25 protein-coding genes are annotated in these 23669 nt (G+C 67.6%); 3 read left to right on the top strand and 22 right to left on the bottom strand.

The features are described 5' to 3' along the window. Window positions 1–10: 10 nt before the first annotated feature. The 3 genes from DSX2_RS07780 to coaE all read right to left on the bottom strand — a co-directional run bounded on the left by DSX2_RS07780 (window position 11) and on the right by coaE (window position 3419). Window positions 11–793: an ABC transporter ATP-binding protein gene (locus DSX2_RS07780; RefSeq protein ID WP_020880620.1), complete on the bottom strand. Its 783-nt coding sequence runs from the start codon at window positions 791–793 to the stop codon at window positions 11–13. A 164-nt stretch (window positions 794–957) separates the two neighbouring features. After that, entirely contained in the window at window positions 958–1686 is a 729-nt protein-coding gene (locus tag DSX2_RS07775; RefSeq protein WP_020880619.1) for a rhomboid family intramembrane serine protease, read from the bottom strand. Continuing rightward, complete coding sequence (gene coaE / locus DSX2_RS07770; RefSeq protein ID WP_020880618.1) at window positions 1683–3419, bottom strand: dephospho-CoA kinase; 1737 nt, start codon at window positions 3417–3419, stop codon at window positions 1683–1685. The genes DSX2_RS07775 and coaE overlap by 4 nt, the downstream gene beginning before the upstream one ends. Before the next feature lie 277 nt (window positions 3420–3696). Between coaE and upp the strand changes: the two genes are divergently transcribed. The 3 genes from upp to DSX2_RS17545 all read left to right on the top strand — a co-directional run bounded on the left by upp (window position 3697) and on the right by DSX2_RS17545 (window position 6670). Beyond that, entirely contained in the window at window positions 3697–4323 is a 627-nt protein-coding gene (gene upp, locus DSX2_RS07765) for a uracil phosphoribosyltransferase (RefSeq protein ID WP_020880617.1), read from the top strand. Window positions 4324–4358: 35 nt separating this feature from the next. Beyond that, window positions 4359–5606 (top strand): uracil-xanthine permease family protein, encoded by a 1248-nt coding sequence (locus tag DSX2_RS07760; protein WP_020880616.1) that lies wholly within the window; start codon window positions 4359–4361, stop codon window positions 5604–5606. A gap of 107 nt (window positions 5607–5713) precedes the next feature. Further along, window positions 5714–6670, top strand: a complete 957-nt coding sequence (locus DSX2_RS17545; RefSeq protein ID WP_020880615.1) for a DUF3179 domain-containing (seleno)protein — start codon at window positions 5714–5716, stop codon at window positions 6668–6670. 99 nt (window positions 6671–6769) lie between these two features. Here the strand turns inward: DSX2_RS17545 and DSX2_RS07750 are convergent, their stop codons facing one another. The 19 genes from DSX2_RS07750 to DSX2_RS07665 all read right to left on the bottom strand — a co-directional run bounded on the left by DSX2_RS07750 (window position 6770) and on the right by DSX2_RS07665 (window position 23622). Continuing rightward, window positions 6770–6970, bottom strand: coding sequence for a heavy-metal-associated domain-containing protein (locus tag DSX2_RS07750; protein WP_020880614.1), 201 nt, complete (start codon window positions 6968–6970; stop codon window positions 6770–6772). 66 nt (window positions 6971–7036) lie between these two features. Continuing rightward, on the bottom strand, window positions 7037–7783 hold the full coding sequence (hisA, locus tag DSX2_RS07745; RefSeq protein ID WP_020880613.1) for a 1-(5-phosphoribosyl)-5-[(5-phosphoribosylamino)methylideneamino]imidazole-4-carboxamide isomerase: 747 nt from the start codon (window positions 7781–7783) through the stop codon (window positions 7037–7039). Next, a complete protein-coding gene (locus DSX2_RS07740) occupies window positions 7780–8487 on the bottom strand; it encodes a hypothetical protein (RefSeq protein WP_020880612.1) in 708 nt (235 codons plus the stop codon). The genes hisA and DSX2_RS07740 overlap by 4 nt, the downstream gene beginning before the upstream one ends. A 15-nt stretch (window positions 8488–8502) precedes the next feature. Beyond that, window positions 8503–9093: an imidazoleglycerol-phosphate dehydratase HisB gene (hisB, locus tag DSX2_RS07735; protein WP_020880611.1), complete on the bottom strand. Its 591-nt coding sequence runs from the start codon at window positions 9091–9093 to the stop codon at window positions 8503–8505. A 66-nt stretch (window positions 9094–9159) separates the two neighbouring features. Beyond that, window positions 9160–10440, bottom strand: coding sequence for a twin-arginine translocase subunit TatC (gene tatC, locus DSX2_RS18035; RefSeq protein ID WP_020880610.1), 1281 nt, complete (start codon window positions 10438–10440; stop codon window positions 9160–9162). Beyond that, window positions 10437–10886: a Sec-independent protein translocase protein TatB gene (gene tatB, locus DSX2_RS07725; protein WP_020880609.1), complete on the bottom strand. Its 450-nt coding sequence runs from the start codon at window positions 10884–10886 to the stop codon at window positions 10437–10439. The genes tatC and tatB overlap by 4 nt, the downstream gene beginning before the upstream one ends. A gap of 13 nt (window positions 10887–10899) precedes the next feature. Beyond that, window positions 10900–12450 carry a glutamine-hydrolyzing GMP synthase gene (gene guaA, locus DSX2_RS07720; protein ID WP_020880608.1) on the bottom strand — a complete coding sequence of 517 codons (1551 nt, stop codon included), beginning with the start codon at window positions 12448–12450 and terminating at the stop codon, window positions 10900–10902. Window positions 12451–12558: 108 nt separating this feature from the next. Continuing rightward, window positions 12559–14013, bottom strand: coding sequence for an IMP dehydrogenase (guaB, locus tag DSX2_RS07715; RefSeq protein WP_020880607.1), 1455 nt, complete (start codon window positions 14011–14013; stop codon window positions 12559–12561). Window positions 14014–14032: 19 nt separating this feature from the next. Further along, a complete protein-coding gene (locus tag DSX2_RS07710; protein WP_020880606.1) occupies window positions 14033–14740 on the bottom strand; it encodes an ABC transporter ATP-binding protein in 708 nt (235 codons plus the stop codon). Further along, window positions 14733–15521 carry an ABC transporter ATP-binding protein gene (locus DSX2_RS07705; protein WP_020880605.1) on the bottom strand — a complete coding sequence of 263 codons (789 nt, stop codon included), beginning with the start codon at window positions 15519–15521 and terminating at the stop codon, window positions 14733–14735. Before DSX2_RS07705 ends, DSX2_RS07710 begins: the two co-directional genes overlap by 8 nt. Further along, a complete protein-coding gene (locus DSX2_RS07700; protein ID WP_020880604.1) occupies window positions 15518–16564 on the bottom strand; it encodes a branched-chain amino acid ABC transporter permease in 1047 nt (348 codons plus the stop codon). The genes DSX2_RS07705 and DSX2_RS07700 overlap by 4 nt, the downstream gene beginning before the upstream one ends. Before the next feature lie 2 nt (window positions 16565–16566). Continuing rightward, on the bottom strand, window positions 16567–17454 hold the full coding sequence (locus DSX2_RS07695; protein WP_020880603.1) for a branched-chain amino acid ABC transporter permease: 888 nt from the start codon (window positions 17452–17454) through the stop codon (window positions 16567–16569). 85 nt (window positions 17455–17539) lie between these two features. Beyond that, the gene (locus DSX2_RS07690; protein ID WP_020880602.1) at window positions 17540–18691 is read right to left on the bottom strand and encodes an ABC transporter substrate-binding protein; all 1152 of its coding nucleotides are present in this window, start codon (window positions 18689–18691) and stop codon (window positions 17540–17542) included. A gap of 205 nt (window positions 18692–18896) precedes the next feature. Next, the gene (locus tag DSX2_RS07685; protein WP_020880601.1) at window positions 18897–19490 is read right to left on the bottom strand and encodes a tetratricopeptide repeat protein; all 594 of its coding nucleotides are present in this window, start codon (window positions 19488–19490) and stop codon (window positions 18897–18899) included. Then, on the bottom strand, window positions 19491–19640 hold the full coding sequence (locus tag DSX2_RS18030; protein ID WP_020880600.1) for a CcmD family protein: 150 nt from the start codon (window positions 19638–19640) through the stop codon (window positions 19491–19493). Between the two features lie 3 nt (window positions 19641–19643). Beyond that, a complete protein-coding gene (locus tag DSX2_RS07680) occupies window positions 19644–20330 on the bottom strand; it encodes a cytochrome c biogenesis protein (protein ID WP_020880599.1) in 687 nt (228 codons plus the stop codon). A gap of 1 nt (window position 20331) precedes the next feature. Then, window positions 20332–21009, bottom strand: coding sequence for a heme exporter protein CcmB (locus tag DSX2_RS07675; protein ID WP_020880598.1), 678 nt, complete (start codon window positions 21007–21009; stop codon window positions 20332–20334). After that, window positions 21003–21746, bottom strand: coding sequence for an ATP-binding cassette domain-containing protein (locus DSX2_RS07670; RefSeq protein WP_328285325.1), 744 nt, complete (start codon window positions 21744–21746; stop codon window positions 21003–21005). The genes DSX2_RS07675 and DSX2_RS07670 overlap by 7 nt, the downstream gene beginning before the upstream one ends. Beyond that, complete coding sequence (locus DSX2_RS07665; protein ID WP_020880596.1) at window positions 21739–23622, bottom strand: heme lyase CcmF/NrfE family subunit; 1884 nt, start codon at window positions 23620–23622, stop codon at window positions 21739–21741. Before DSX2_RS07665 ends, DSX2_RS07670 begins: the two co-directional genes overlap by 8 nt. Window positions 23623–23669 lie beyond the last annotated feature (47 nt).

Below are 23669 nucleotides of genomic sequence, written 5' to 3'. Positions count from 1 at the left end.
GATGGCCCCGCTAGGGGAGGCGCTCGACCAGGGAGTTGTCCAGGCAGCGCACACACTCCTGGTAGCCGAACTTGCGCACGTGCTCGAGGATGTCGCGCGGCCTCGCCTCGCAGCAGAGCACGCCGTTGTAGAGCACCTGGCCCCGGTCGGCGTTGATGTAGTCGAGGATGTAGCCGGTGTGGGTGATGATCAGGCCCGAGGTCTCGCGCACGCGCTTGACCTCTTCCGGATTCCGGTCGGGACGGGGCTTGTCCTCGCCCTGCAGCAGCTCGCGCACCACGCGGCCGATGAGCGCCATGTTCTCCAGGTCCACGCCGGACTCGGGCTCGTCGAAGAGCACCAGGGAAGGCTGCTGGGCCATGAGCTGCAAAAGCTCGCTGCGCTTTATCTCGCCGCCGGAGAAGCCGGCGTTCACGTCGCGCTCCAGGAACTGGTCGAAGTTCACGCGCTTGGCCATGTCTTCCACGTCGACCTCGCGGCCGCGGGCGCACATGCGCACCAGGTGGTGGATGGGCAGGCCGTGGATGGTTGGGGGGCGCTGGAACGACATGCCGAGACCCAGGCGGGCGCGCTCGTGGGTGGGGGCATGGGTCACGTCCACGCCCTTGAAGATGATGCGGCCCCCGGTGATCTCGTAGTTGCCGAAGCCCATGAGGGTCATCAGCAGGCTGGTCTTGCCCGAGCCGTTGGGGCCGAAGAGGATGAAGGTCTCGCCCGGTCCGATGTGCAGGTCGATGCCCTTCAGCACCTCCCGTTCACCGATCTTCACGTGCAGGTTCTCGATATGCAGCATGTGTTCCTCTCTCGTCTGCGGAAACGGAAAACGGGGGAAAAGGGGAAGTCCTGGGGCGATATCCTGTCGCGCCCCGGGCTTCAACCCCAAATCTTCACTATGGGCACTTTTTCCGGCTTGGCAAGGCGCGCGGCGCGATTGTCCCGATTTTTCTCCGCCCGCCCTCAGCTCCCGCGCTCGTAGCGCCGCGAATCGCGGTTGTAGCAGTACACGCAGCGGTCGCGCAGCGCGAACAACTTGATCAGCGCCATGCCCGCGGCGAAGCCGCCCACGTGCGCCCAGAAGGCCACGCCTTCGCCGCCGCCCCTGCCGACCGATCCCGCGAGGCCGAAGAGGAACTGCAGGGCGAACCAGAGCCCCAGGAAGAAGACGGCGGGAATCTCCACGATCCACGGAAAGATGAAGATGGGGATGAGCGTCAGCACGCGGCTGTGCGGATAGAGCACGAAGTAGGCGCCCATGACCCCGGCGATGGCCCCGGACGCGCCGATGACCGGGACGGTGGAGCCTGGAAAGAAGAGCATGTGCGTGCCCACGGCGCAAAGCCCGCACACGAGGTAGAAGACAACGAAGCGCAGCGGTCCCATGGCGTCCTCCACGTTGTCCGCGAAGATCCACAGGGACCACATGTTGAGCAGGAGGTGCATCCAGCCGCTGTGCAGGAACATATGCGTGAGGAAGGGCAGCGCCTCGAAGGCGGCACTCGTCGTGTACATCACGGAGTGGGCCCCCAGGTAGCGGGCGGGGACCAGGCCGAAGACGTGCATCACGTCGAAGAGCACGGGACGCGGCAGGCTGAGCTCCCCCAGAAAGACCAGCACGTTGAGCGCGAGGATGGTCCACGCGGCGAACGGCGGCTTGAGGTTGGGGATGCTGTCCCGCAGGGGGATCACGCGCCCGGCCCCTTGCCCTGGTCCGGGGGATCGCCCGCGTCTTCGGGACCGGTCATGTACTCGCAGGCGAACTCGGCCGCGAGATCGGAGAGGAAAGGCACGCCCTCGCCGCGCCACAGGGCGGCGATGCGCTCCCCGAGGGTACGCATGCGCGCCCGACGCAGGGCACGAAGCTCGCAAAGGGCGCGCGCGGCCTCGGCCGATAGGTCCGCGAGGCTGCCGTCGTTGACCACGACCACGTCGGCCGCGGCGGCCTTGCGCTCGTCGGGCCACTGCCAGCTGTCCAGCCAGGCGGCCAGTTCCGGCGAGAGGCCCCGCGCCGTCACCCGGGCCAGCCGCACCTCGGACGCGGCGCGCACGCAGACCACGGCGTCGGCCTCCTCGCGCCAGCCCTTCTCCTGGAAGAGCGGCACCTCGGCCACGGCCAGGCGAGCGCCCGCGTGCTGCGCATAGAAGGCGTGCAGCCGGTGGCGCACCAGGGGGTGGACGATCTCCTCCACCTCTCGGCGCACCTGGGGCGATTCGCGCATGGCCTGAAACAGGGCCCGGCGGTCCACGGGCTCGTCAGCGCCGGGCACGAAGCGCTCCCCGAAGCGGCCGCGCAGGAGATGCCAGCCGTCCGCGCCGGGCTCGTACTCGAGGGCCACGGCGCGGTCCGCCGAGAAGACCGCTGCCCCGCCCTGGCCGAGCAGGCGGCAGAAGGCGGACTTGCCCGCCCCGGGCAGGCCGACCACGGCCACGCGCTGCACAAAGCGGGAAAGATGCAGCGGCAGGCGCCTGAAATCCGCGGGCGGCGGCGAACGGAAGCACATGGGACGGCCGTCGTCCGGGTGGGGAAAGGCCAGGGCGAAGGCGTGCAGCATCTGGCGCGCGGCCAGCCTGGCCAGGCCCGGCTCCTCGCGGCGCATCTCGGCCCACTGGCGCGGCCCGTAGACCGCGTCGCCGAGCAGCGGATGGCCGATGTGCGCCATGTGCACCCTGATCTGGTGGGTGCGGCCGGTGTGGATGCGCACGGCCACGAGGGAGAAGCGGCCGTTCGGCGCCGTCCAGGCCACGGCATAGTCCGAGAGCGCGTGGCGGCCGCCCTTGGCGACCACGGCCATGCGCGTGCGGCTGCCCGGGTCGCGGCCCACGGGCGCGTCGATGCGGCCCTTGGCGGGCGCGGGCACGCCGTACACCAGGGCCAGATAGACCTTGCCCGTGGCGCGCTCGGCAAAGGCCTCGGACAGCTTCAGCCGCGCGCGGTCCGAGAGCGCGGCCAGGATGAGGCCGGAGGTGTCCTTGTCCAGACGGTGCACGATCCCCGGCCGCTCCTCGTGCTGCGCGGCGATCTCCGGGAAATCGCGCAGCAGGCGGTGGACCAGGGTCTCCTCGTCGATGCCGGGCGCGGGATGCGTGGTCAGCCCTGCGGGCTTGTCCACCACGGCCAGGGCCTCGTCGCGGTAGAGCACGCGCACGCCCTCGCGTCCGGCCTGCAGCGCAGGAGCGCGCACGCGGCCGGAAAGCTCGAGCATCTCGCCCCCGGCCAGCTTGCGGCCCGGCTTGTCTTCCACGCGGCCGTCCACCAGGGCCAGCCCCTGGCGCACGAACTCCTGCACCCGGGCGCGCGACACGCCGAGTCCGGCCACGCACCGGGCCAGCACGGCGTCCAGCCGTTTTCCGGCCGCCGAGGCCGGAGCCCGCCCGGAATAGAGATTCTCGATGGCGCGGTCGTCGCCGCTCGTCTGGATCATGTCTGGGTCGTGCCTTCCTTGACCGCATCCGGCCATCCGGGAGCAGTCCGTCCTTGTTGCGCAACCAGCTTCACGGCCGCGCGGTTCCTGCCCGGCGCGCCTTTCGCCGGACCGCCATCTTGGCATGCTTCGGCTATTTCGTCATCGCCCATTCTTGGGGCTTGACCCCCCTCTTCCCGGCCAGTAAATACGGTCAGCTTATGGTCGAGAGGGAAGTCTTCTTCCCACAACAACTCTTCAGAATCACTAGCATTACTCAACGCACAAGGAGGCTTCCGTGCCTGTCACCGTTGTGGACCATCCGCTGGTCAGACACAAGCTCGGCATCATGCGCGAAGAGGGCATCAGCACCAAACAGTTCCGTGCCCTGGCCAGCGAGGTCGCCCGGCTTCTGACCTACGAGGCGACCAAGGATTTCGAAACCCAGAAGACGGTGATCAAGGGCTGGGCCGGCCCGGTCGAGGTCGAGCACATCAAGGGCAAGAAGGTCACGGTTGTCCCCATCCTGCGCGCGGGGCTGGGCATGCTGGACGGCGTCATGGACATGATCCCCGGCGCCAAGGTCAGCGTGGTGGGGCTCTACCGCAACGAGGAGACGCTCGAGCCCGTGCGCTACTACGTCAAGCTGGCCAACGAGATCGACAAGCGCACCGCGCTGATCCTCGATCCCATGCTGGCCACGGGCGGCACGCTGCTGGCCACCATCGACCTGCTCAAGGAAGCCGGCTGCACGTCCATCAAGGGCATCTTCCTGGTGGCCGCGCCCGAGGGTCTGAAGAAGCTCGAGGAGCAGCACCCGGACGTCGAGGTCTACGTCGCGGCCATCGACGAGCGTCTGAACGAGCAAGGCTACATCATTCCCGGCCTGGGCGACGCCGGGGACAAGATATTCGGCACCAAGTAGACCGGCTGCGAGGCCGACAAACGACGGAGACGACCATGTCCACCCACTCCAGCACGAACTACGTCTTCCGCCTGCGCGACGCCCTCCTCGGCGCGCAAATGCTCTTCGTGGCCTTCGGCGCCCTTGTCCTGGTGCCGCTGCTCACGGGGCTCGACCCCAACGTGGCCCTGTTCACGGCGGGCGCGGGCACGCTGCTCTTCCAGATCATCACCAAGGGCAAGGTGCCGGTCTTCCTGGCCTCTTCCTTCGCCTTCATCGCGCCCATCATCTACGGCGTGAAGACCTGGGGCATCCCCCAGACCCTCTCGGGCCTGGTCGCCGCGGGCCTGGTCTACGTGCTCCTCGCCGGGCTCATCAAAAGCTTCGGGCCCAAGGTGCTCGAGCGCGTCCTGCCGCCCATCGTGGTCGGCCCGGTAATCATGACCATCGGCCTCATCCTGGCGCCGGTGGCCGTGAACATGGCCATGGGCAAGACCGGCGACGGCTCGGCCGTGCTCGTGCCCGAGAACACCGCGCTGCTCATCTCCCTCTTCTCCCTGGCCGTGACCATCGTCGCCTCGCTCTTCGGGCGCGGCATGCTGAAGCTCGTGCCGATCCTCGCCGGAATCACGGCGGGCTATCTGCTGAGCCTGGCCATGGGCATCGTCTCCTTCAAGGCCGTGATCGATGCGCCGCTCTTCGCCCTGCCCCACTTCGTCTCCCCCGAGCTCAACTGGCAGGCCGTGCTCTTCATCGTGCCCGTGGCCATCGCCCCGGCCATCGAGCACTTCGGCGACATCCTGGCCATCAGCTCGGTGACCGGCAAGAACTTCGTCGAGGACCCGGGGCTGCACCGCACCCTGCTCGGCGACGGCCTGGCCACCTCCATGGCCTCCCTCCTCGGCGGCCCCCCGAACACCACCTACTCCGAGGTCACCGGCGCCGTGGCCCTGACCAAGGTCTTCAACCCGGCGATCATGACCTGGGCCAGCATCTGCGCCGTGGCCCTGGCCTTCGTGGGCAAGCTCGGCGCCTTCCTCCAGACCGTGCCCGTGCCGGTCATGGGCGGCATCATGATCCTGCTCTTCGGCGCCATCACCGTGGTCGGCATGAACGCCCTGGTGCGCTCCCGCATGGATCTCATGAAGCCCCGCAACCTGGCCATCGTCGGGGTGGTGGTGGTCATGGGCATGGGCGGCATGAGCCTGCCCTTCGGCGGCGAGTTCCGCATGGGCGGCATCGGACTTGCAGGAATCCTCGGCGTGATCCTCAACCTCGTGCTCCCCGAACGGGATGACGAATAGGCGTGACGCAACAACGCAGCACCCATTCGGGGCGGGGTCCGGGCAACCGGGTCCCGCCCTTTTTTCGGCCGGACGCCCGCGGCAGCGCCTGCCGCGGGACTTCCCGCGTGCTGCCCTTCCTGCCGGGCCTGCTCACGGCCCTCCTCTGCCTCGCGCTCGCGCTGCCCGCTGCCTCGGCCAGGGCGGAAACCGCGGCAAAGGACGAGGCGGGAAAGGACGGCGGCTCCTACATGGGCATCTGGACGATGCGTCAGGGGAGCAGCGAGTGCCGCCTGCCCGTCGTCAAAACCCTGGCGGAAGGAGAGCCCTGCGCGGAATCCCTGGCCATCGCCGACCCGCGCTTCGTGCCCGCGCGCGAGGCCTCCCTGCCCGGTGACGAGGAGGTCTTCGGCGTGCGCATGGAGGGGTTCACGGCCGCGTTCCCCATGCGCATAATGGCCTGGCACGAGGTGGCCAACTTCCTGGCAGACGGCGAGAAGCGCAGCCTGACCTATTGCCCCTACGCCGACTCCGCCGTGGGCTTTTCCGGCTGCACCCTGGTCCCGAGCGGCCAGGTCTCCGAATCGAACCTCGTGCTCACGGATCGCGAGACCAAGAGCCGCTTCGTGCAGATGGACGGAGTCGCCTTTTCCGGTCCCCGCACCGGGGAAAAGCCCGCGACCTTCCCGGTGACGCGCACGACCTGGGCCCGCTGGCTGGCCGCCAATCCCGCGACCCTCGTCCTGGTGCCGCCCGACGGCACCGGCTGGGACTACGACAGCGCCCCCTTCCAGGCCTACGGCGACTCCGCCGCCTTGATCTTCCCCGTGTCCACCCACGGCGGCCCGCTCGGTCCCAAGGACCGCGTGCTCGTCGTGCAGAACGGCGAGAAGCGCGTCGCGGCCGAGATCAAGGACTTCGACCTGCGCCACCCCCAAGGGCTCGACCTCACCCTGGACGCCCGCCCTGTGCGCGTGGCGCGCGACACCGCGAGCGGAGACCTCGCCGTCGACGGCGCCACGTCCTTCGAGGCCGACTGGTTCGCCGTCAAGGCCCGCTGGCCCGGCATCTCCCTCATCCGCTGAAACGGGCCTGAAACGAAAAGCGCCCTGCCTCCTCGCGGGAGACAGGGCGCGTGCATTTCGTTCGTCCGCCTTGCCGTAAGGGGCGGGCAGGGACAGGCGCTAGAGCTCGACCTCGAAGCCGATGCCCTCGATGGCCTGCGTGAGCGTCGCGGCGCTGACGGGCGAGGCCTCGGCGAAGGTGGCGGTGCCGGAAGCGAGGTCGACCTTGACCTGGCTCACGCCGGGAATCTTCGACAGGGCCTCGGTGACCGAGGCGACGCAATGCTGGCAGCTCATTCCCTTGACCTTGATCGTACGCATGGGTTCCTCCTTTGCCCGCCCGGCGGCGCCGGAGCGCGCGGCGGACACATCCCGTTCGGGCGTCCCTCAGGCCTTCTGCCCGGCCTTTTGGCCGGCGATCCAGTCCTGGGCAGCCTTGAAGTCGAGCGTGCCTTCATAGATGGCACGGCCGGTGATGACGCCTTCGAGCCCCTTGGCCGTGAGCGGCCACAGGGCCTTCAGGTCGTCGAGGTTGGTCACGCCGCCTGCCGCCACCACGGGGATGCCCGTCGAGGAGCACAGCCGCTCCATGGCGGCCGTGTTGACCCCGGCGTGCATGCCGTCGCGGCCGATGTCGGTGTAGACCAGAAAGCTCACGCCCAGGTCCTCGAGGCGGGGCAGCACGTCGGCCACGGTGAGCCCGGCGTCCGCCACCCAGCCCTTGGTCTTGAGCCGCCCGTCGTCCGCGTCCAGGGAGACGCCGACGCGGCCGGGCAGGGCGCGGCACATGGATGCGAAAAGGTCGGGGTTCTCGAGGGCCATGGTGCCGATGATGAGCCGCGTCACGCCCGCTTCCAGGTAGGCGGAGGCCGTCTCCAGGTCGCGGATGCCGCCGCCGAGCTGCACGGACACGCCGAGCTCGCAGCAGATGCGGCGCACGAGGCCGAAGTTGACCGGCTTGCCGTCGAAGGCGCCGTCGAGGTCCACCACGTGCAGGAACCGCGCTCCGAGGTCCACCCAATGCCTGGCGGCGGCCACGGGATCCTCTCCGAAAACGGTGACGTCGTCCTTCTTCCCCTGGCGCAGCCGCACACAGCGACCGTCCTTGATGTCGATGGCGGGAAAAAGGATCACTGGGCCTGCCCCGTTCCCGTCTTCGCCGTGCCGGTCTGTTCGGGGGCGCCCAGGCCGAGCGAGCGCAGCGACTCCGCTATCGCCTCGTCGGCCATCTGTTCGGCCGTGATCCACTTGCCGCCGCGGTCCACGAACTTGCCGAGGTCGAGAAGGTTCTCGGACAGGGCCTGCTGCTTTTCGTCGAAGGCGAAGCGGCGGGCGATGCCCCCGTTCGCGACGTCGATCAGGTAGACGTACATGACCACGCTCGCGGGCTGCTGAACACCCCACTCGCCGCCCACGCGCTCGCGGTAGGCCATGAGCTGCGGCACGAGCAGATAGTCCGTGCCCACGCAGCGCCCCACCTCGAGCCAGTAGCTGAGCGCCTGGGCCTGCTGCGAACCTGAATACTGGCCGAGCTTGGCCGTCTCCTGGCAGCCGCTGACCGCGTTGCGGGGCACGAAGGCCTTGCCCGCGGCGGTGAGGTCGTCGGCGAGGACCTGGTTCAGCTTCACCAGCACCTCGGGCTTGACGAGGGTGCAGGTGCTTGGGGTGCATCCGGCGAGCAGCTCCCACTGGTGCTGGGGGTTGCTGAAACCGGCCACGGCCAGGGTCTTGGTCGCGGTCAGGTCGGGCGGCGGCGGGGCTTTCTTCTCGCAGCCGGCGGCGGCGAGAAGAAGCACGGCCAGGACCAGAAACAGGATTTGGCGAAGAATGCGCGGCATCGGTAGAGACTCCCGTCAGTCGAGGCTTCCCTTGGTGCTGGTCACGCCGCTGCGGCTTTGGCGAAGCGCAGCGCGCAGAGCAAGGCCGAGGCCCTTGAAGGCCGACTCCAGCAGATGGTGGCCGTTGGTACCGTATTCGAAACGCAGGTGCAGATTGAACTGGGCGCGATAGGCAAAAGATTTCAGGAACTCCCGCCAGACGTCCTTCTCCTCTCCCGCGATCACGGGAGGGAGAATCTCGTCGCCGAGATAGACGAAATAGGGACGGCCGGAGAGGTCCACCACGACCTCGGAAAGAGCCTCGTCCATGGGGACCTTGGCCAGCCCCACACGCTCGATGCCCTGCTTGTCGCCCAAGGCCTCCGCAAGGGCCTGGCCGAGAGTCAGTCCGACATCCTCGAGGCTGTGGTGGGCGTCGATCTCGAGGTCGCCCTTGCAGGTGACGCTGAGGTCGAAACCGGCCCAGAAGGCCAGCAGGGTGAGCATGTGGTCCGCGAAGCCGAAGCCGGTGTCCACGGAGATCTTGCCGCTGCCGTCGCAGTCGAGCTCGATCCGGATGCTCGTTTCCCTTGTCTCCCGCGAGATCGCGGCCTTTCTCGTGCTCATCGGTTCTCTTTTCCTGTTATAGCCGGTCATGACACGGAACAGGGCACAAGGCAAGGCAAGCAGCCCTTACGCCTCCTCGCCTCCGCGTTCCTCTTCCACGTCCTCCTCCGGCTCCGGCTCCTTCTTGGGCTTCCTGCCGAAGACCTTGGCCACGACGATCGAGATCTCGTAGAGGGCCAGGAGCGGCAGAGCCATTGCCACCTGGGAGAAGGGGTCGGGAGGCGTGAGGATGGCGGCCACGATGAAGGTCATGAGGATGGCCCAGCGGCGGAAGCGCTTCATGCCCTGCGCCGTGACCAAGCCGAGGCGGGCCAGGAAGAGCACGAAGAGGGGCAGCTCGAAGATGAGACCGAACGCCACGAGCAGCTTGACGCAGAAGCCGAAGTAGGTCGACAGCGCGGGCAGGAACTGCAACTGGGGGCTGATGAAGCTCGCGAAATACTCGAAGCCGAAGGGGAAGACCACGAAGTAGCCGAAGCTCGCGCCGCCGACGAAGAGCACGGCCGAGGCCAGGGAGATGGGCATCAGCCAGCGCCGTTCGTGCGCATAGAGCCCGGGGGCGATGAAGCGCCAGAACTGATAGAAGATGTAGGGGCTGACGAGCACGAGGCCGCCGATCATGCTGGCCTTCATGTAGGTGAAGAAGGCCTCGGCGGGCTCGAGGTAGACGAAGTGCGACTCTCCGGCGGCCTTGAGCACGACCATCATGGGCGCCATGAGCGCGTCCAGGATGCGTTCCTTGACGCCCCAGCAGGCCATCATGCCCACGAGCGCGGCGATGATGCAGCGCAGGACGCGCGTGCGCAGCTCGCCCAGGTGCTCGAAGAGGGACATGCGCCCGGCGCCGGATTCCTCCTCGTCCTCTTCCTCGTCGTCTCCGGCCTCGCCGTCGGCCCCGTCCCCGGAGGCGGGCACGGCAGGCGGCGCGGGCGGCTCGCCGTCTCCCCCACCGGCTACGGCGGGCACGGAGGCTTCGGCCTCGGAGTCGGCGGGGACCTCGGGAAGCGTCTCGCCGTTCACTGCAGGAAGGTCGGAGGGGGTGTCGGGCGAAGCTGAAGACGGCGTCGCGGCGGCAGCCTCCCCGTCCGGTTGCGGAGCCCGGATGACGGGCGCGGGGTCCTCGGACGGCAGGGCCGAGGGATCCTCGGGAAAGGTGTCGAAAGTTTCGTCCGGCCGGGCACACTCCCCGGCGTCGGCGGCAGTCCCGGCCTCACCGGCCCCCTCGACCGGAGTCCCGGTGGGCGCGGAAGTCTCGGATGCAGGGCCCTTGGCGGCGTCCTCGCGCTCTCCCGCGGCCTGCTCGGACTCGTCCTTCCGGGGGCTCTCATCGCTCCCGGAAGTGCTCATGCCTTGTCTCCGCCCGCGGGCTTCTCACCCTCGGCGGCCGCCTCGGAAGCGGCGGCAGGCGTCTCCTTCGGGGCATGGGAATCGGCGGCAGCGGAAGCCTCGCCGCTGGGGGCCGCGGAGGTGGACGTTCCGCCGGAAGTCCCGGCAGCGTTCTCGGCGTCAGGCGCTCCGGCCTCGGCCTTCGCGGCAGCCTCGGCAGCGGCCTTGGCCTTCTCGGCCTTGGCAGCCTCGCGCTTGGCGCGGTCGGCCTCTTCCTTCTTGCGGGCATCGTCGTCGGCGCGGCGGACCTCGGCGTCGAAGGTCTGTTTCACGTCGCTCGAGACGCGCTTGAACTCCGCGAAGCCCTTGCCGATGGTTCGCATCAGCTCGGGAAGCTTGTTGGGCCCGATGACCACGAGGGCCACGACGATGATGATCAGCAGCTCGAACTGGCCGATTCCGAACATACGCCCTCCTCTCCTATTCCCACTCGATGGTGCTGGGCGGCTTGGAGGATATGTCGAAGACCACTCGGTTGACGCCCTTGACCTCGTTGATGATGCGGCTGGACATGCGCGCCAGGATCTCGGGAGGCAGGCGCGTCCAGTCCGCGGTCATGGCGTCCAGGCTGTCCACGATGCGCAGCGCGATGACGTGCTCGTAAGTGCGGTCGTCGCCCATGACGCCCACGGTCTTCAGCGGCAGCAGCACTGCGAAGCCCTGCCAGACCTTGCGGTACCAGTCGGTTGCGTGCAGCTCCTGCTGCACGATGCGGTCGGCCTGGCGCAGGATCTCCAGCCGCTCCGGCGTGATCTCGCCGATGACGCGGATGGCGAGGCCCGGCCCCGGGAAGGGATGGCGCCAGATGATGTAGTCGGGCAGGCCGAGCTCCGCGGCCACCTTGCGCACCTCGTCCTTGAAGAGCTCTCGCAGCGGCTCGACCAGGGAGAGGTTCATCTTTTCGGGCAGGCCGCCCACGTTGTGGTGGCTCTTGATGACCACCGAGGGGCCGCCCTTGAAGGAGACGGATTCGATGACGTCCGGGTAGAGCGTGCCCTGGGCGAGGTACTTGACGTTCTCGATCTTGCCCGCTTCCTCGTCGAAGACCTCGATGAAGGTGTAGCCGATGGTCTTGCGCTTCTTCTCGGGGTCCTGCTCGCCTACCAGGCGCGAGAGGAAACGCTCCTGCGCGTCCACTGCCACGAGGTTCAGGTCGAAGTGCTCCTCGAGGTAGCCGATGACCTCCTCGCGCTCTCCGGCGCGCAGAAGGCCGTTGTCCACGAAGATGCAGGTCAGCTGCTTGCCGATGGCCTTGTGCAGGAGCAGCGCCACGACGGTGGAGTCGATGCCGCCGGAAAGCCCGCAGATGACGCGGGCGTCGCCGATCTTCTCGCGCAGGTCGGCCACCGTGGACTCGACGAACGAGGCCATGGTCCAGCCGGGCCGGACCTTGGCGATCTTGAAGAGGAAATTGTTGAGGATGACCGTGCCGTCGTCGGTGTGCGCCACCTCGGGATGGAACTGCAGCGCCCACATCTTGCGCTCCGGGCAGGCCATGGCCGCGATGGGCACCGAGGCGGTGCAGCCCACGACCGAGAAGCCATCGGGCACGGCGTCCACGTGGTCGCCGTGCGACATCCAGACCTTGTGGCGGTCAGCGTCGCGCAGCCCCTCGAAGAGGATCGTGGTCCCGGTCAGTTCCAGGTCGGCGCGGCCGTACTCGCGGTCCGTGGCCTTGCTGATGCACCCGCCCAGCATGTGCGAGAGCAGCTGCATGCCGTAGCAGATGCCGAGCACCGGAACGCCCCAGGAGAGGATCTCGGGGTCGAGCGTGGGCGAATCCGCGTCCAGCACGCTGGCCGGACCGCCGGAGAGGATGATGGCCTTGGGTTCGAGGGCCTTCAGCTCCGCGGCAGGTATGGAACAGGGGTGGATCTCGGAGTAGACCCCGGCTTCGCGCACCCGGCGGGCGATGAGCTGGGTGTACTGCGAGCCGAAATCAAGGATGACGACGCGGTCGAGATTTTCCATGAAGCTTCCCTTGGGACTGGCGTTGGGGCCTTGTACCCTCAAACCCGGCCCCGGTAAAGGGGCCGGGCCGAGGGTGAAGAGACGAGGCGCGGGCGGAGAAGCCCGGCCTTAGCTTTCGACGCGGTAGTTGGGCGATTCCTTGACGATGGTCACGTCGTGGACGTGGCTCTCGCGAAGGCCAGCGGGGGATATCTTGACGAAACGGGCCTTGGTCTGGAGCTCCCTGACCGTGGCGCAGCCCGTGTAGCCCATGCCGGAGCGGAGTCCGCCCACGAGCTGGTACAGGGTCTCGGTGACCGGCCCCTTGAAGGGAACGCGGCCGACCACGCCCTCGGGCACGAGCTTGGTGGTCTTGTCCTGGAAGTAGCGGTCGCGGCTGCCCTGCTTCATGGCGTCGATGGAGCCCATGCCGCGGTAGATCTTGTAGGTGCGGCCCTGGTAGAGCACGGTCTCTCCCGGGCTCTCCTCGGTGCCTGCGAGCATGGAGCCCATCATCACGGAATCGGCGCCCGCGGCCAGGGCCTTGACGATGTCGCCGGAGAACTTGACGCCGCCGTCGGCGACGATGCAGCGATCGAACTCGCGCGCCGCGCGCACGGCCTCGGTGATCGCCGAGATCTGCGGCACGCCGCAGCCGGCCACGATGCGCGTGGTGCAGATGGAGCCGGGCCCGATGCCGACCTTGACCGTGTCCGCGCCCGCCTCGAAGATCGCCTTGGCGCCTTCGTAGGTGGCCACGTTGCCGGCCACCAGCTGGCACTTGGGGAAGGCGGTCTTGATGGCGCGCACGGAGTCGATGATGTTCCTGGTGTGGCCGTGGGCGGAGTCGAGGACCAGGAAGTCCACGCCCTCGGCCAGCAGGGCCTCGGCGCGGCGGTCGCGGTCGGAGCCGATGCCGATGGCCGCGCCGACGCAGAGCCGCCCCTTCTCGTCCTTGCAGGAGTTCGGGTACTTCTCGCGCTTCTCGATGTCCTTGATGGTGATCAGGCCCTTCAGCTTGTTGGCCGAGTCGACCACCAGCACCTTCTCGATGCGGTTGGCGTGCAGATGGTACTTGGCGTCCTCGAGGCTCGTGCCCTCGGGCACGGTGACCAGATTCTCGGCCGTCATGAGCTGCGAGACGGGGGTGTCCATGTCCGTGACGAAACGCACGTCACGGTTGGTCAGGATGCCGACCAGCTCCTCGTCCTTGACCACGGGGAGTCCCGAGATCTTGTACTCGGCCATGAGCTGCAGGGCCTGGCCCACGCGCATCTCGGGCTCGATGGTAACGGGGTCGTGGATCATGCCGGACTCGGACTTCTTGACCTTCTCGACCTCGTAGCACTGGTACTCGATGGGCAGGTTCTTGTGCACCACGCCCGCGCCGCCCTGCCGGGCGATGGCGATGGCCATGTCGGCCTCGGTGACCGTGTCCATGGCCGCCGAAAGCAGCGGGATGTTCAGTCGGATGGATTTCGTGAGCTGCGTTCCCACGTCCACCAGGTCCGGAGTGACCTCGGAATAGGCAGGCAGCAGCAGCACATCGTCGAAGGTCAGACCCTCGTAAACAATTTTCTCCATTTCTCAGGCTCCCTCCCCCTCAGTCGAGTCCCAGATAGGCGGACTTGACCTTGGGATCGTTCATCAGTTGCTTGGCGTCGCCTGACAGCGTGACCTTGCCCGTCTCCAGGACGTAGGCGCGGTGCGCGATGGACAGGGCCATCTGCGCGTTCTGCTCGACGAGCATGACGGTCACGCCTTCGGCATTGATCTTTTGGATGACGTCGAAAATGTTTTCCACGACGATGGGTGCCAGTCCGAGAGAGGGTTCGTCAAGGAGCAGGAGCTTGGGCCGGGCCATCAGGGCGCGACCGATGGCCAGCATCTGCTGCTGCCCGCCGGACAGCGTGCCGCCATACTGGCCGCGCCTTTCCTTGAGGATTGGAAACAGGGTGTAGACGCGCTCGAGGTCGGAGGCGATGCCGGGCTTGTCGTTGCGCAGGTAGGCGCCCATGTTCAGGTTCTCGCGCACCGAAAGGCCGGGGAAGATGAGGCGTCCTTCGGGCACCTGGGTGATGCCCTGGGCCACGATCTTGTCCGTGGAGGTGCGGGTGATGTCCTGTCCCTGGAAGACCACGTTGCCCGTGCGCGGCGGGGTCACTCCGCAGATGCTCATGAGCGTGGTGGACTTGCCCGCGCCGTTGGCCCCGATGAGGGTCACGATCTCGCCGCGGTTGACCTCGATGGTAATGCCCTTCAAGGCCTCGATGTTGCCGTAGAAGGTACGGATGTTGTCTACCTTAAGCATTGGCGGCCCCCCTGCCCAGGTAGGCTTCGATGACCTGCGGGTTCTCGCGGATCTCGCGCGGGCCGCCCTCGGCGATCTTCATGCCGTGGTCGAGGACCACCAGATGCTCGCAGATGGACATGACGAGCTTCATGTCGTGCTCGATGAGGATCACGGTGATGTCCTTCTCCAAAATGGCGTGGATGAGCCCCACCAGCGAGGCCGTTTCCTGCGGGTTCATGCCCGCGGCGGGCTCGTCGAGCAGCAGGAGCCTCGGTCCGGTGGACAGGGCGCGCGCGATCTCCAGGCGGCGCTGGTCGCCGTAGGACAGGGCCGAGGACTGATGGAAGACCTTGCTCTCGAGGCCCACGAAGGAGAGCCACTTCATGGACGCGTCCACGATGCGCTGTTCCTCCTCGCGCTGCGTCTTGGTGCGGAAGACCGCGCCGAAGACGTTGCTCTTGGTGCGGCAGTGCTGGCCGATGCGCACGTTGTCGAGCACGGAGAGCTCGGAGAAGAGGCGGATGTTCTGGAAGGTGCGGGCCACGCCGAGCGAGGTCATCTTCTCGGGCTTGAAGCCGTTGGTCACCCGCGTGCGGCCGTTCGCGGTCAGCTCCACCGTGCCGGAGGTCGGCCCGCTCACGCCCGCGATGCAGTTGAACATCGTGGTCTTGCCCGCACCGTTGGGGCCGATGAGCCCCATGATGCTGCCGCGAGCGACGTCGAAGGAGACGTCGGACAGGGCCAGGAGGCCGCCGAAACGCTTGGACACGGAGGCTATGCGCAGAAGGGGCGTGCTCACGACACCACCCCCTTGACCTTGAGCGTTCGCTTGAGATTCACGATGACCGGATTCTTGAGCGAGGCGTCCGCGATCTTGGGGATGAAGCCGGAGGGCTTGAAGCGCATGATCAGGATCATGAGCAGGCCGTAGGCCAGAAAGCGCGTCTCGGCCGGAAGCCCCAGGCGCGGCAGCAGGTCGCGCAGGAGCTCGCCCAGGGCCACGAGGATGGTCGCGCCGATGAGCGCGCCGTTGATGTTGCCCAGGCCTCCGAGCACGACCATGCAGAGCACCAGGAAGGATTCCCAGAACTTGAACATGTCGGGCGAGAGGAAGAGCGTCCAGCGGGCGAAGAAGGAACCCGCCAGGGCGCCGATGCCCGCGGAGATGGCGAAGGCGATGACCTTGTAGTTCAGGATGTTGATGCCTGCCGAGGCCGCGGCGAGCGGGTCCTCGCGGATGGCGAACCAGGCGCGGCCGAGGCGCGAGTCCTCGATGCGGCGCATGACCACGTAGACGACCACCACCATGACCAGGGCGAGATAGAAGTACGGCTTCTCGCCGATGAACTCGTAGTACCAGTCCCAGGAGGGATTGATGGCCTTGGAGAGCCAGGAGAGGTCGATGTTCACGGGATCGATGCCCGGCAGGCCGAGGGGGCCTCGGGTCAGCCAGATCTCGTTGGTCAGGAAGAGGACCACGAGCTCGGAGAAGCCGAAGGTCACGATGGCGAAGTAGTCGCCCGTGAGGCGAAGCGTCGGCGCGCCGAGCAGCACGCCCCAGACCGCGCCGTTCAGCGCCGCCAGGGGGATGATGAGCCACATGGACATGCCGTAGTTGAGCGTCAGCAGGCCCGCGGTGTAGGCGCCGATGCCGTAGAAGCCAACGAAGCCGAGGTCGAGCAGGCCGCAGAAGCCGGGCACCACGTTCAGGCCCATGGACAGGACCATGTAGACCATGATCAGCGTGAGGACGTGCAGGATGTAGTCGCCCGCCCACGGGGTCAGGGGAAACGCCAGGATCAGCGCGAAGCCGACGATCTTGATGAGTGTTGACCTGTTCATGGTTACGCCTTGTCCCCCACGAGCTTGCCCAGGATGCCCGAGGGACGGAAGATGATCACCGCGATGAGCACGGCGTAGGCGACTCCGTCGCGGTACAGCGAGGAGACGTAGCCCGCGCCGAGCGCCTCGGCCACGCCGAGCACGATGCCGCCGATCATGGCCCCGGGCACCGAGCCGATGCCGCCGAGCACGGCCGCCGCGAAGGCCTTGACGCCCGCGGTGTAGCCCATGGTCGGATACATGGTGTTGTAGAAGACGCTGACCAGCACGCCCGCGACCGCGCCCATGGCCGAGCCCAGGGCGAAGGTGAAGGAGATGATGCGGTCCACGTTGATGCCCATGAGCGCGGCGGCCTTGCTGTTCTGGGCCAGGGCGCGCATGGCGGTGCCGGTCTTGGTCTTGGTGATGATCAGGTTGAGGCCGATCATCATCAGGATGGTCAGGCCGAAGATGAACAGCTGCAGCCAGGAGATCTGCACGTCGCTGAAGCGCACGGCGATGTCGTTCAGGTAGGCGGGCACGGCGTCCTGCGGGAACGGCTGCGGGCGGCTGCCCCATATGGCCATGGAAAGGTTCTGCAGGAAGATGGACATGCCGATGGCGGTGATCAGCACGGCCAGGCGCGGCGCCTTGCGCAGCGGCTTGTAGGCCAGCTTCTCGATGATCACTCCTGCGGCGCCGCAGGCGACCATGGCCAGGGCCATGGCGAGGTAGAACGGCATGTGGAAGGCGGTGATGAACGTGGCGCAGAAAAAGGCGCCGAGCATGTAGATCTCGCCGTGGGCGAAGTTGATCAGCTCGATGACGCCGTAGACCATGGTGTAGCCGACGGCGATCATAGCGTAGATCACGCCGAGCGTGAGACCGTTGATGAGCTGCTGTATGAGCACGGTGCTCTCCAAGAAAGTCTGTGGGAAAAAGAAACAGGCTGGAACTGGGTCCAGCCTGTTTCCCTCGTAACCGAATCGGCTCCGCTTAGTTCATCTGCTTCGGAGCGGCGACGAACTTCTCATCCTTGACCATCTTCACGAACGCGGGCTTCTGGCAGTCGCCCTTGGCGTCGAACACGGTCTTGCCGCCGATGCCCATGTAGGGATGCTCGGCGTTGATGCCCGCGATGTAGTCGCGGATCTTGGCGCGGTCAGGTCCGGCCTTGGCGATGGCCTCGGCCAGGATGCCGGTGGCGTCGTAGGCGTTGACGCTCATGTAGTCGGCGTCACGCTTGTAGGTCTCCTTGAACTTGGCCACGAAGGCCTTGGCCGCGGGAGAGGCCACGTCCTGGAGGAAGGGCACGGAGAGGTAGGTGTTGTTGGCGGCGGCGCGGGCGAGCTTGATGTAGTCGCCGTTGTCCAGGCCGTCGGCGCCCATCTTGACCACGTCCATGCCGAGCTTCTTGGCCTGGGCGGCGATGAGCGCGCCCTCGCCGTAGTAGCCGGCGATGAAGATGCCGTCGGGATGGGCTTCCTTGAACTTGGTCAGCTGCGGGGTGAAGTCCTGGGCGCCCTTCACGTAGGCTTCCTCGCCCACGATCTTGAGACCGATCTTCTTGGCCTCGTTCACGAAGGAGTCCTTCAGGCCGATGCCGTAGTCGTTGTTCTCGTAGAACACGCCGACGGCCTTCAGGCCGAGCGCTTCCTTGGCGTAGCGGGCCATGAAGATGCCCTGGAAGTCGTCACGGTAGACGTTGCGGAAAGACCAGACCTTGCCCGCGCGGTCCTTGTTCTTCTCGGAGATGCTCGGGTTGGTCGCCGTGGGAGAGATGGCGACGATGCCGCCGCGGACGTAGAAGGGCAGCGCGGCCAGATGCGCGGAAGAGCAGACGTGGCCGACGACGCCGAGGATTTCCTTGTTCTCGACGATCTTCGGGGCCACCGTGGCGGCTTCCTTGGGATCGCACTGCTCGTCCATCCACTCGACTTCGAGCTTCTTGCCGTTGATGCCGCCTGCGGCATTGATCTCGTCGACCTTGATCTGCACGCCGGCCTTGACGTTGTCGCCGTAGGGCGCGGCAGCGCCGGTGAACGGGGCAGCCACGGCGATCTTCACCGAATCCGACGCGAACGCGGGGACGGCGAAAAGCGCCATGGCGAGGACTGCGACCAGAAAAGTGATCAGCCGCTTGGACATGCTCTTCCTCTCCTTAGGGTTGTCCGTTGATGAACCGCTCGAACACATCCGCAAATGCCGCACGCGCCGGGCCGCCCGGAGGCTGCCGACACGACAGTGCCATGTGGAAATCCCCCATGTCATGCGAGCAAGATTCTCTGCCATGAATTGGCGAATATTGTCAAACATTCGAAACAGTGGCCAAACCGAACAACGTTCTGTCAACCTACTGTTTTCCATGCCCCTTGTTCTGATCGAGTTCGCTCTGGATCATGGTCCGGAGACGTTCGTCCTTCGGCTTGAGCGCGAGGGCCGCGCGGAAGTGCTCCTCCGCCTTCGCCGGGTCGTTCAGGAAGTGACCGTAGATCACGCCCAGGTTGTACTGGGCCATTATGTTCTTGGGGTCGATCTGCACGAGCTGGGAGTAGATCCCCGCCGCCTCCTTGTAACGCTCGAGCTTGAACAGGGCCAGTCCGTAGAGGGTCAGGGCCTCGCTGCTGGACGGCACCAGGTTGACGGCGTTCTGGGCGAAGAGCGCGGCCCGGTCCCAGGCGCCCATGGTCATGAAGCGCCGCGCCAGATCCATCTGCACGGCCGGGTCGTCGGGATGCTCGGAGAGCTGCTTCATGAGATCGCGCAGCCCGCCCATGTCCATGCCCTGGGAGCCGGCGGGCCCCTGGGCGGCCGGACGCATGACGATCTGCCGCGAGGGGTTTTCCATGCGGTAGAGGATGGAGGAGACGAACATGCCGACCAGGGCCGCGGCCAGCACGATCACCAGGCCGCGGGACAGGGGGCTTCGAAGCGCGCCTTGGGCCATCTATTCGTCCTCCCCTTCCCCGCGCAGGGCCAGGAGGCGGGCGAGCCGCCGCTCGAGCCCGGAGAGGCGGGTGGCGAGAAAGAGCACGTAGCCGCCGAGGCCGCACCAGACGACCACGTTTCCGGCGATGAGATACTGTTCAGCGGTCATGATTCACCTCGCAGAAGCGTTTTCCGCGTCGCGCGCGGCAAGCAGGGCCGCGCGCGCGTCGAGCGCGGACGCGGCGGCCATGAGGCGCAGGCGCAGGAGGAGCAGGATCAGCCAGAGCAGGCCGAAGGCCGCGATGCAGACGAAGACCGTATGCCACATCTCGGGCTCCATGCCTCCGCCCTTGGCGCCGATGACGGCGGGATGGATGGAGCGCCAGAGCCTGGCCGAGTAGAAGACGAGCGGCACGTCCAGGAAGGCCACCACGCCGAGCACGGCGCAGGCGCGGGCGCGGCGGGCCGCGCCGAGCGGGGCAGTGCGCAGCGCCAGGTAGGCGGCGTAGACGAACCACATGATGAGCGCCGTGGTCAGCCTGGGATCCCAGGTCCACCACACGTTCCAGGCGCTGCGGCCCCAGATCATGCCCGTGGCCAGGGTCAGGGCGGTGAAGAGCACGCCGATCTCCCCTGCCGCGCCCGCCAGCCGGTCATAGCGCTCCTCCCCTTTCCAGAGATAGAGGGCCGAGGCGACGAAGACGCAGGTGAACGAGACCAGGGCCCACCAGGAGAGAGGCAGGTGGTAGTAGAAGATCTTCTGCACGAGCCCCATGGTCTGCTCCACGGGCGCGTAGACGAAGATCATGTACTGCGCCGCGCACAGCACGGCGACCGCCAGGATGGTCAGGATGAGCACGTCATTCCTCCCCGCTGAAGACGAAGGGATACAGCACCAGGGCCCCGGCCGTGAAGAGGGCGTCGAAGGCCAGGGCCAGCATGAGCCAGTTCGCGGGGCCGTCCACGTCCTGCGCGCCCAGGGCGTAGGCCAGGGTCTTCACCCCGGCCAGCAGGGCCGGAACCAGAAGGGGAAAGAGGATCACCGAGAGCAGCGACTCCTTGGCCGCCTGTCCGTAGGCCAGCGCGCCCAGCAGCGCGCCGAGCACGGCCAGGCCCCAGTCCACGGCCAGCACGCCGCCGAGCCCGGCCGACGCGCCCTCCCCGATCCCCTGCCCCAGGAAGATGAACACGGCGGGCGCGAAGACGGCCTGCAGGAGAAGGAGCAGGAGCAGGCAGGCCAGGGCCTTGCCGCACCACACGGCCTGCGCGGGCGCGGGCGAGAGCAGGAGTCCGTGCCGCGCCCCGGCCTCGTCCTCGAAGCCGTAGAGCGTGTTGCAGACGAGGATCAGGCTGAAGGCGGTGGCCAGCCAGAAGATGGTGGCCGCGGCCTGCGGCGGCGTGGCCTCGCCCGGCGCGCGGGAGAGGCTGAAGAGGAAGACCAGCAGCAGGCCGAGCAGCAGGGCCTGGACCAGCCCCTGCCCGGCCGCGAAGACGAGCTTCAGGTCCTTTCGCGCGATGGCCAGGGCGGGTTTCAGCACAAGCCCTCCTCGGCCGCGGCGAAGCCAGAGGCGTCGCCGCAGTAGGCCGCGCGGCCGCGCTTCAGAAAGAGCACCTTGTCGGCCAGGGCGAGGTCGTGGCCCAGGTGATGGCTGACCCAGAGAAGTCCCGCGCCGCGTTCGCGGGCGGCCGCGATCTCCCTCTCCAGCATGGCCCGGGAGCGCGCGTCGAGACCGGTGCCGGGCTCGTCGAGGAGCAGCAGCTCGGGCGCGAGCAGCAGCACGCGGGCCAGGGCCAGACGCTGCGCCATGCCGCGCGAGAAGCGGCCCGCCCTCTCCTCGGCCGCGGCCGAGAGTCCCACGCGGGCGAGCACCGCGGCGATGTCCTCGGGCGCGGCGCGGCGCTCGTGCAGCTTGGCCCAGAAGCGCAGGTTCTCCAGGGCCGAAAGGTGGGGATAGACGAAGGTCTCGTGGCCGAGCAGGCCGATGCCGCCGGGGCCCGTGCCGTGGGACACGCCGCCCGCGTCCGCGCGGGAGAGCCCAGCGGCGACGCGCAGGAGCGTGGACTTGCCCGCGCCGTTCTCCCCGGCCACGATCCATATCTCGCCCGGCCGCACGGCGAAGCTCACGTCCTTGAAGACGAGCCGGGGGCCGTAGAACTTGGCCGCGGCCTTGAGCTCCACCAGGGAGGTGGCCAGAGGAGCGGCCAGGGGTGCGGGCCCGCCCGCTCCTCCGCCTGCTCCCCCGCCTGCTTCCCCGTCCACCGGCGCCCTACTCACCGCGGCCCTTCCCGCCCGCAAGGCAGAGGAAGCCCGCCAGGCACATGATCGTGGCGCCGATCCAGACCCAGTTGACCAGCGGATTGACCGCCAGCATCAGGGAGGCGCGGTCGCTCTTGTCCACGCCGAGCAGGACCGAGTAGATCTCGTTGCCGAGCGAGGGAATGGTGGAGACCTCGGCGAAGGGCTGATCGAAGTTGCGGTAGACGCGCCGCTCCGGCCGGACCACGCCGACGGCGGCGTTGCCGTGCGTCACCTCGACCGCGGCCTCGATGGAGCCCATGCTGGCGCTCTCGTGCTCGGAGAGCCCCTTGAAGGTGAAGGTGTAGCCGTTCACCACCGTGCTCTCGCCGGGGGAAAGGACCACGTTGCGCGAGGTCGAGAAGGGGCCGGACACGGCGACGCCGATGACCACCAGGGCCAGGCCCAGGTGCACCCCGACGAAGCCGAGGCCGCGCACGCGCCGACGCATGGAGCCGTCGCGAAGGAGGACCAGGACGACGCCCACGAGGGCCGCCACGCCCGCGCCGCCGCCCAGGAGGGCCAGGGGCAGCGAGTAGCCCTTGAGATACATGACGGCCACGGCCACGGGCAGCATGGCCACACTGACCATGGCGCCCGCGCGGTCGCGGATGCCCTCCTTCCAGCCGAGCCAGGGGCAGAGCACCAGGAGCAGCGCCACCAGGGCGAAGAGCGGCAGGCAGACGCGGTTGTAGAAGGCCGCGCCCAGGCCCACGGTGCTCGTGCTCCAGAGCTTGCTGATGACCGGCCACATGGTGCCCAGGATGACCACGAGGCCGAGCGCCAGGAAGAGCCAGGCCGTGACGATCAGAAAGCCCGGACGGCTGAAGAGGCCCGGCAGGGGGCGCGACTCGGGCCCGGGCAGGGCGTAGGAGGCGAGCAGCGCGAGGACGAGGCCCGCGAGCATGAACACGAGCAGGGGCATGGCCACGCCCGTGCCGCTGAAGGCGTGCAGGGAGTCGACCACGCCGGAGCGCACCAGGTAGGTGGCGAAGAAGCAGATGAGCAGCGTCAGGGAGATGAGGAAGACGTTGCTGCTGTGCAGGGCCTTGCGGCGTTCCTCGACGATGGCCGTGTGGATGAGCGCCGAGGAGGTGAACCAGGGGATGAGCGAGGCGTTCTCCACCGGGTCCCAGCCCCAGTAGCCGCCCCAGCCGAGCTCCATGTAGGCCCACCAGCCGCCGAGCACGATGCCCGCTGTGAGGAAGATCCAGGAAAAGATGATCCAGCGCCGACCGGCGGGCAACCAGTCGTGCCCTTCCCCGCCCAGGCGCGAGGCCAGGGCCAGGCAGGCGGGCACGGCGAAGCCGCCGTAGCCGAGGAAGAGCAGCGGAGGATGGAAGATCATGCCCGGGTTGCGCAGAAGCGGGTTGAGGCCGCGGCCGTCCAGCGGCGGCGGCACGATCTCGATGAAGGGGTTGCTCCAGTTGGTCAGGAGCAGGAGGAAGAAGCCCTGCACCGCGAAGAAGAGCAGCCAGTAGAGCGTGCGCGTGCGCTCCGGAAGCGCCCGGTAGCTCGGCGTGACCTGGAAGACGAGGCCCATGAGCGAGACCATCCAGGCCCAGAAGAGGAGCGAGCCGTCCTGCCCGGCCCAGAAGCCGGTCACGGCGTAGAAGAGCTCGAGGGTGGAGTCGGAGTAGTCCTGAACGTAGCGCAGGGAGAAGTCGTGGCGCACGAAGGCCAGCAGGAGCAGGAGGGAGCTCACGGTCACGAGCGCGGTGGCCAGGAAGTGGCCGCGCTCGAACAGGGGCGTCAGCCGCCCTCCCCCGCGCAGTCCCTGCCAGGCGGCGGAGCATCCCGCGAAAAGGCTGATGAACAGGGCCAGGAGCAGGCCCCAGTAGGCGATGGCATGCATGGTCGATCCTTAGGCTCGTGGAATGGGAACGGGGGACTGGGACGCGG

The organism is Desulfovibrio sp. X2, from assembly GCF_000422205.1.
In the GTDB taxonomy this organism is placed as follows: domain Bacteria; phylum Desulfobacterota; class Desulfovibrionia; order Desulfovibrionales; family Desulfovibrionaceae; genus Alkalidesulfovibrio.
Note: the sequence above shows the minus strand (reverse complement) of the source record. Positions and strands in the feature narration are given on the sequence as shown.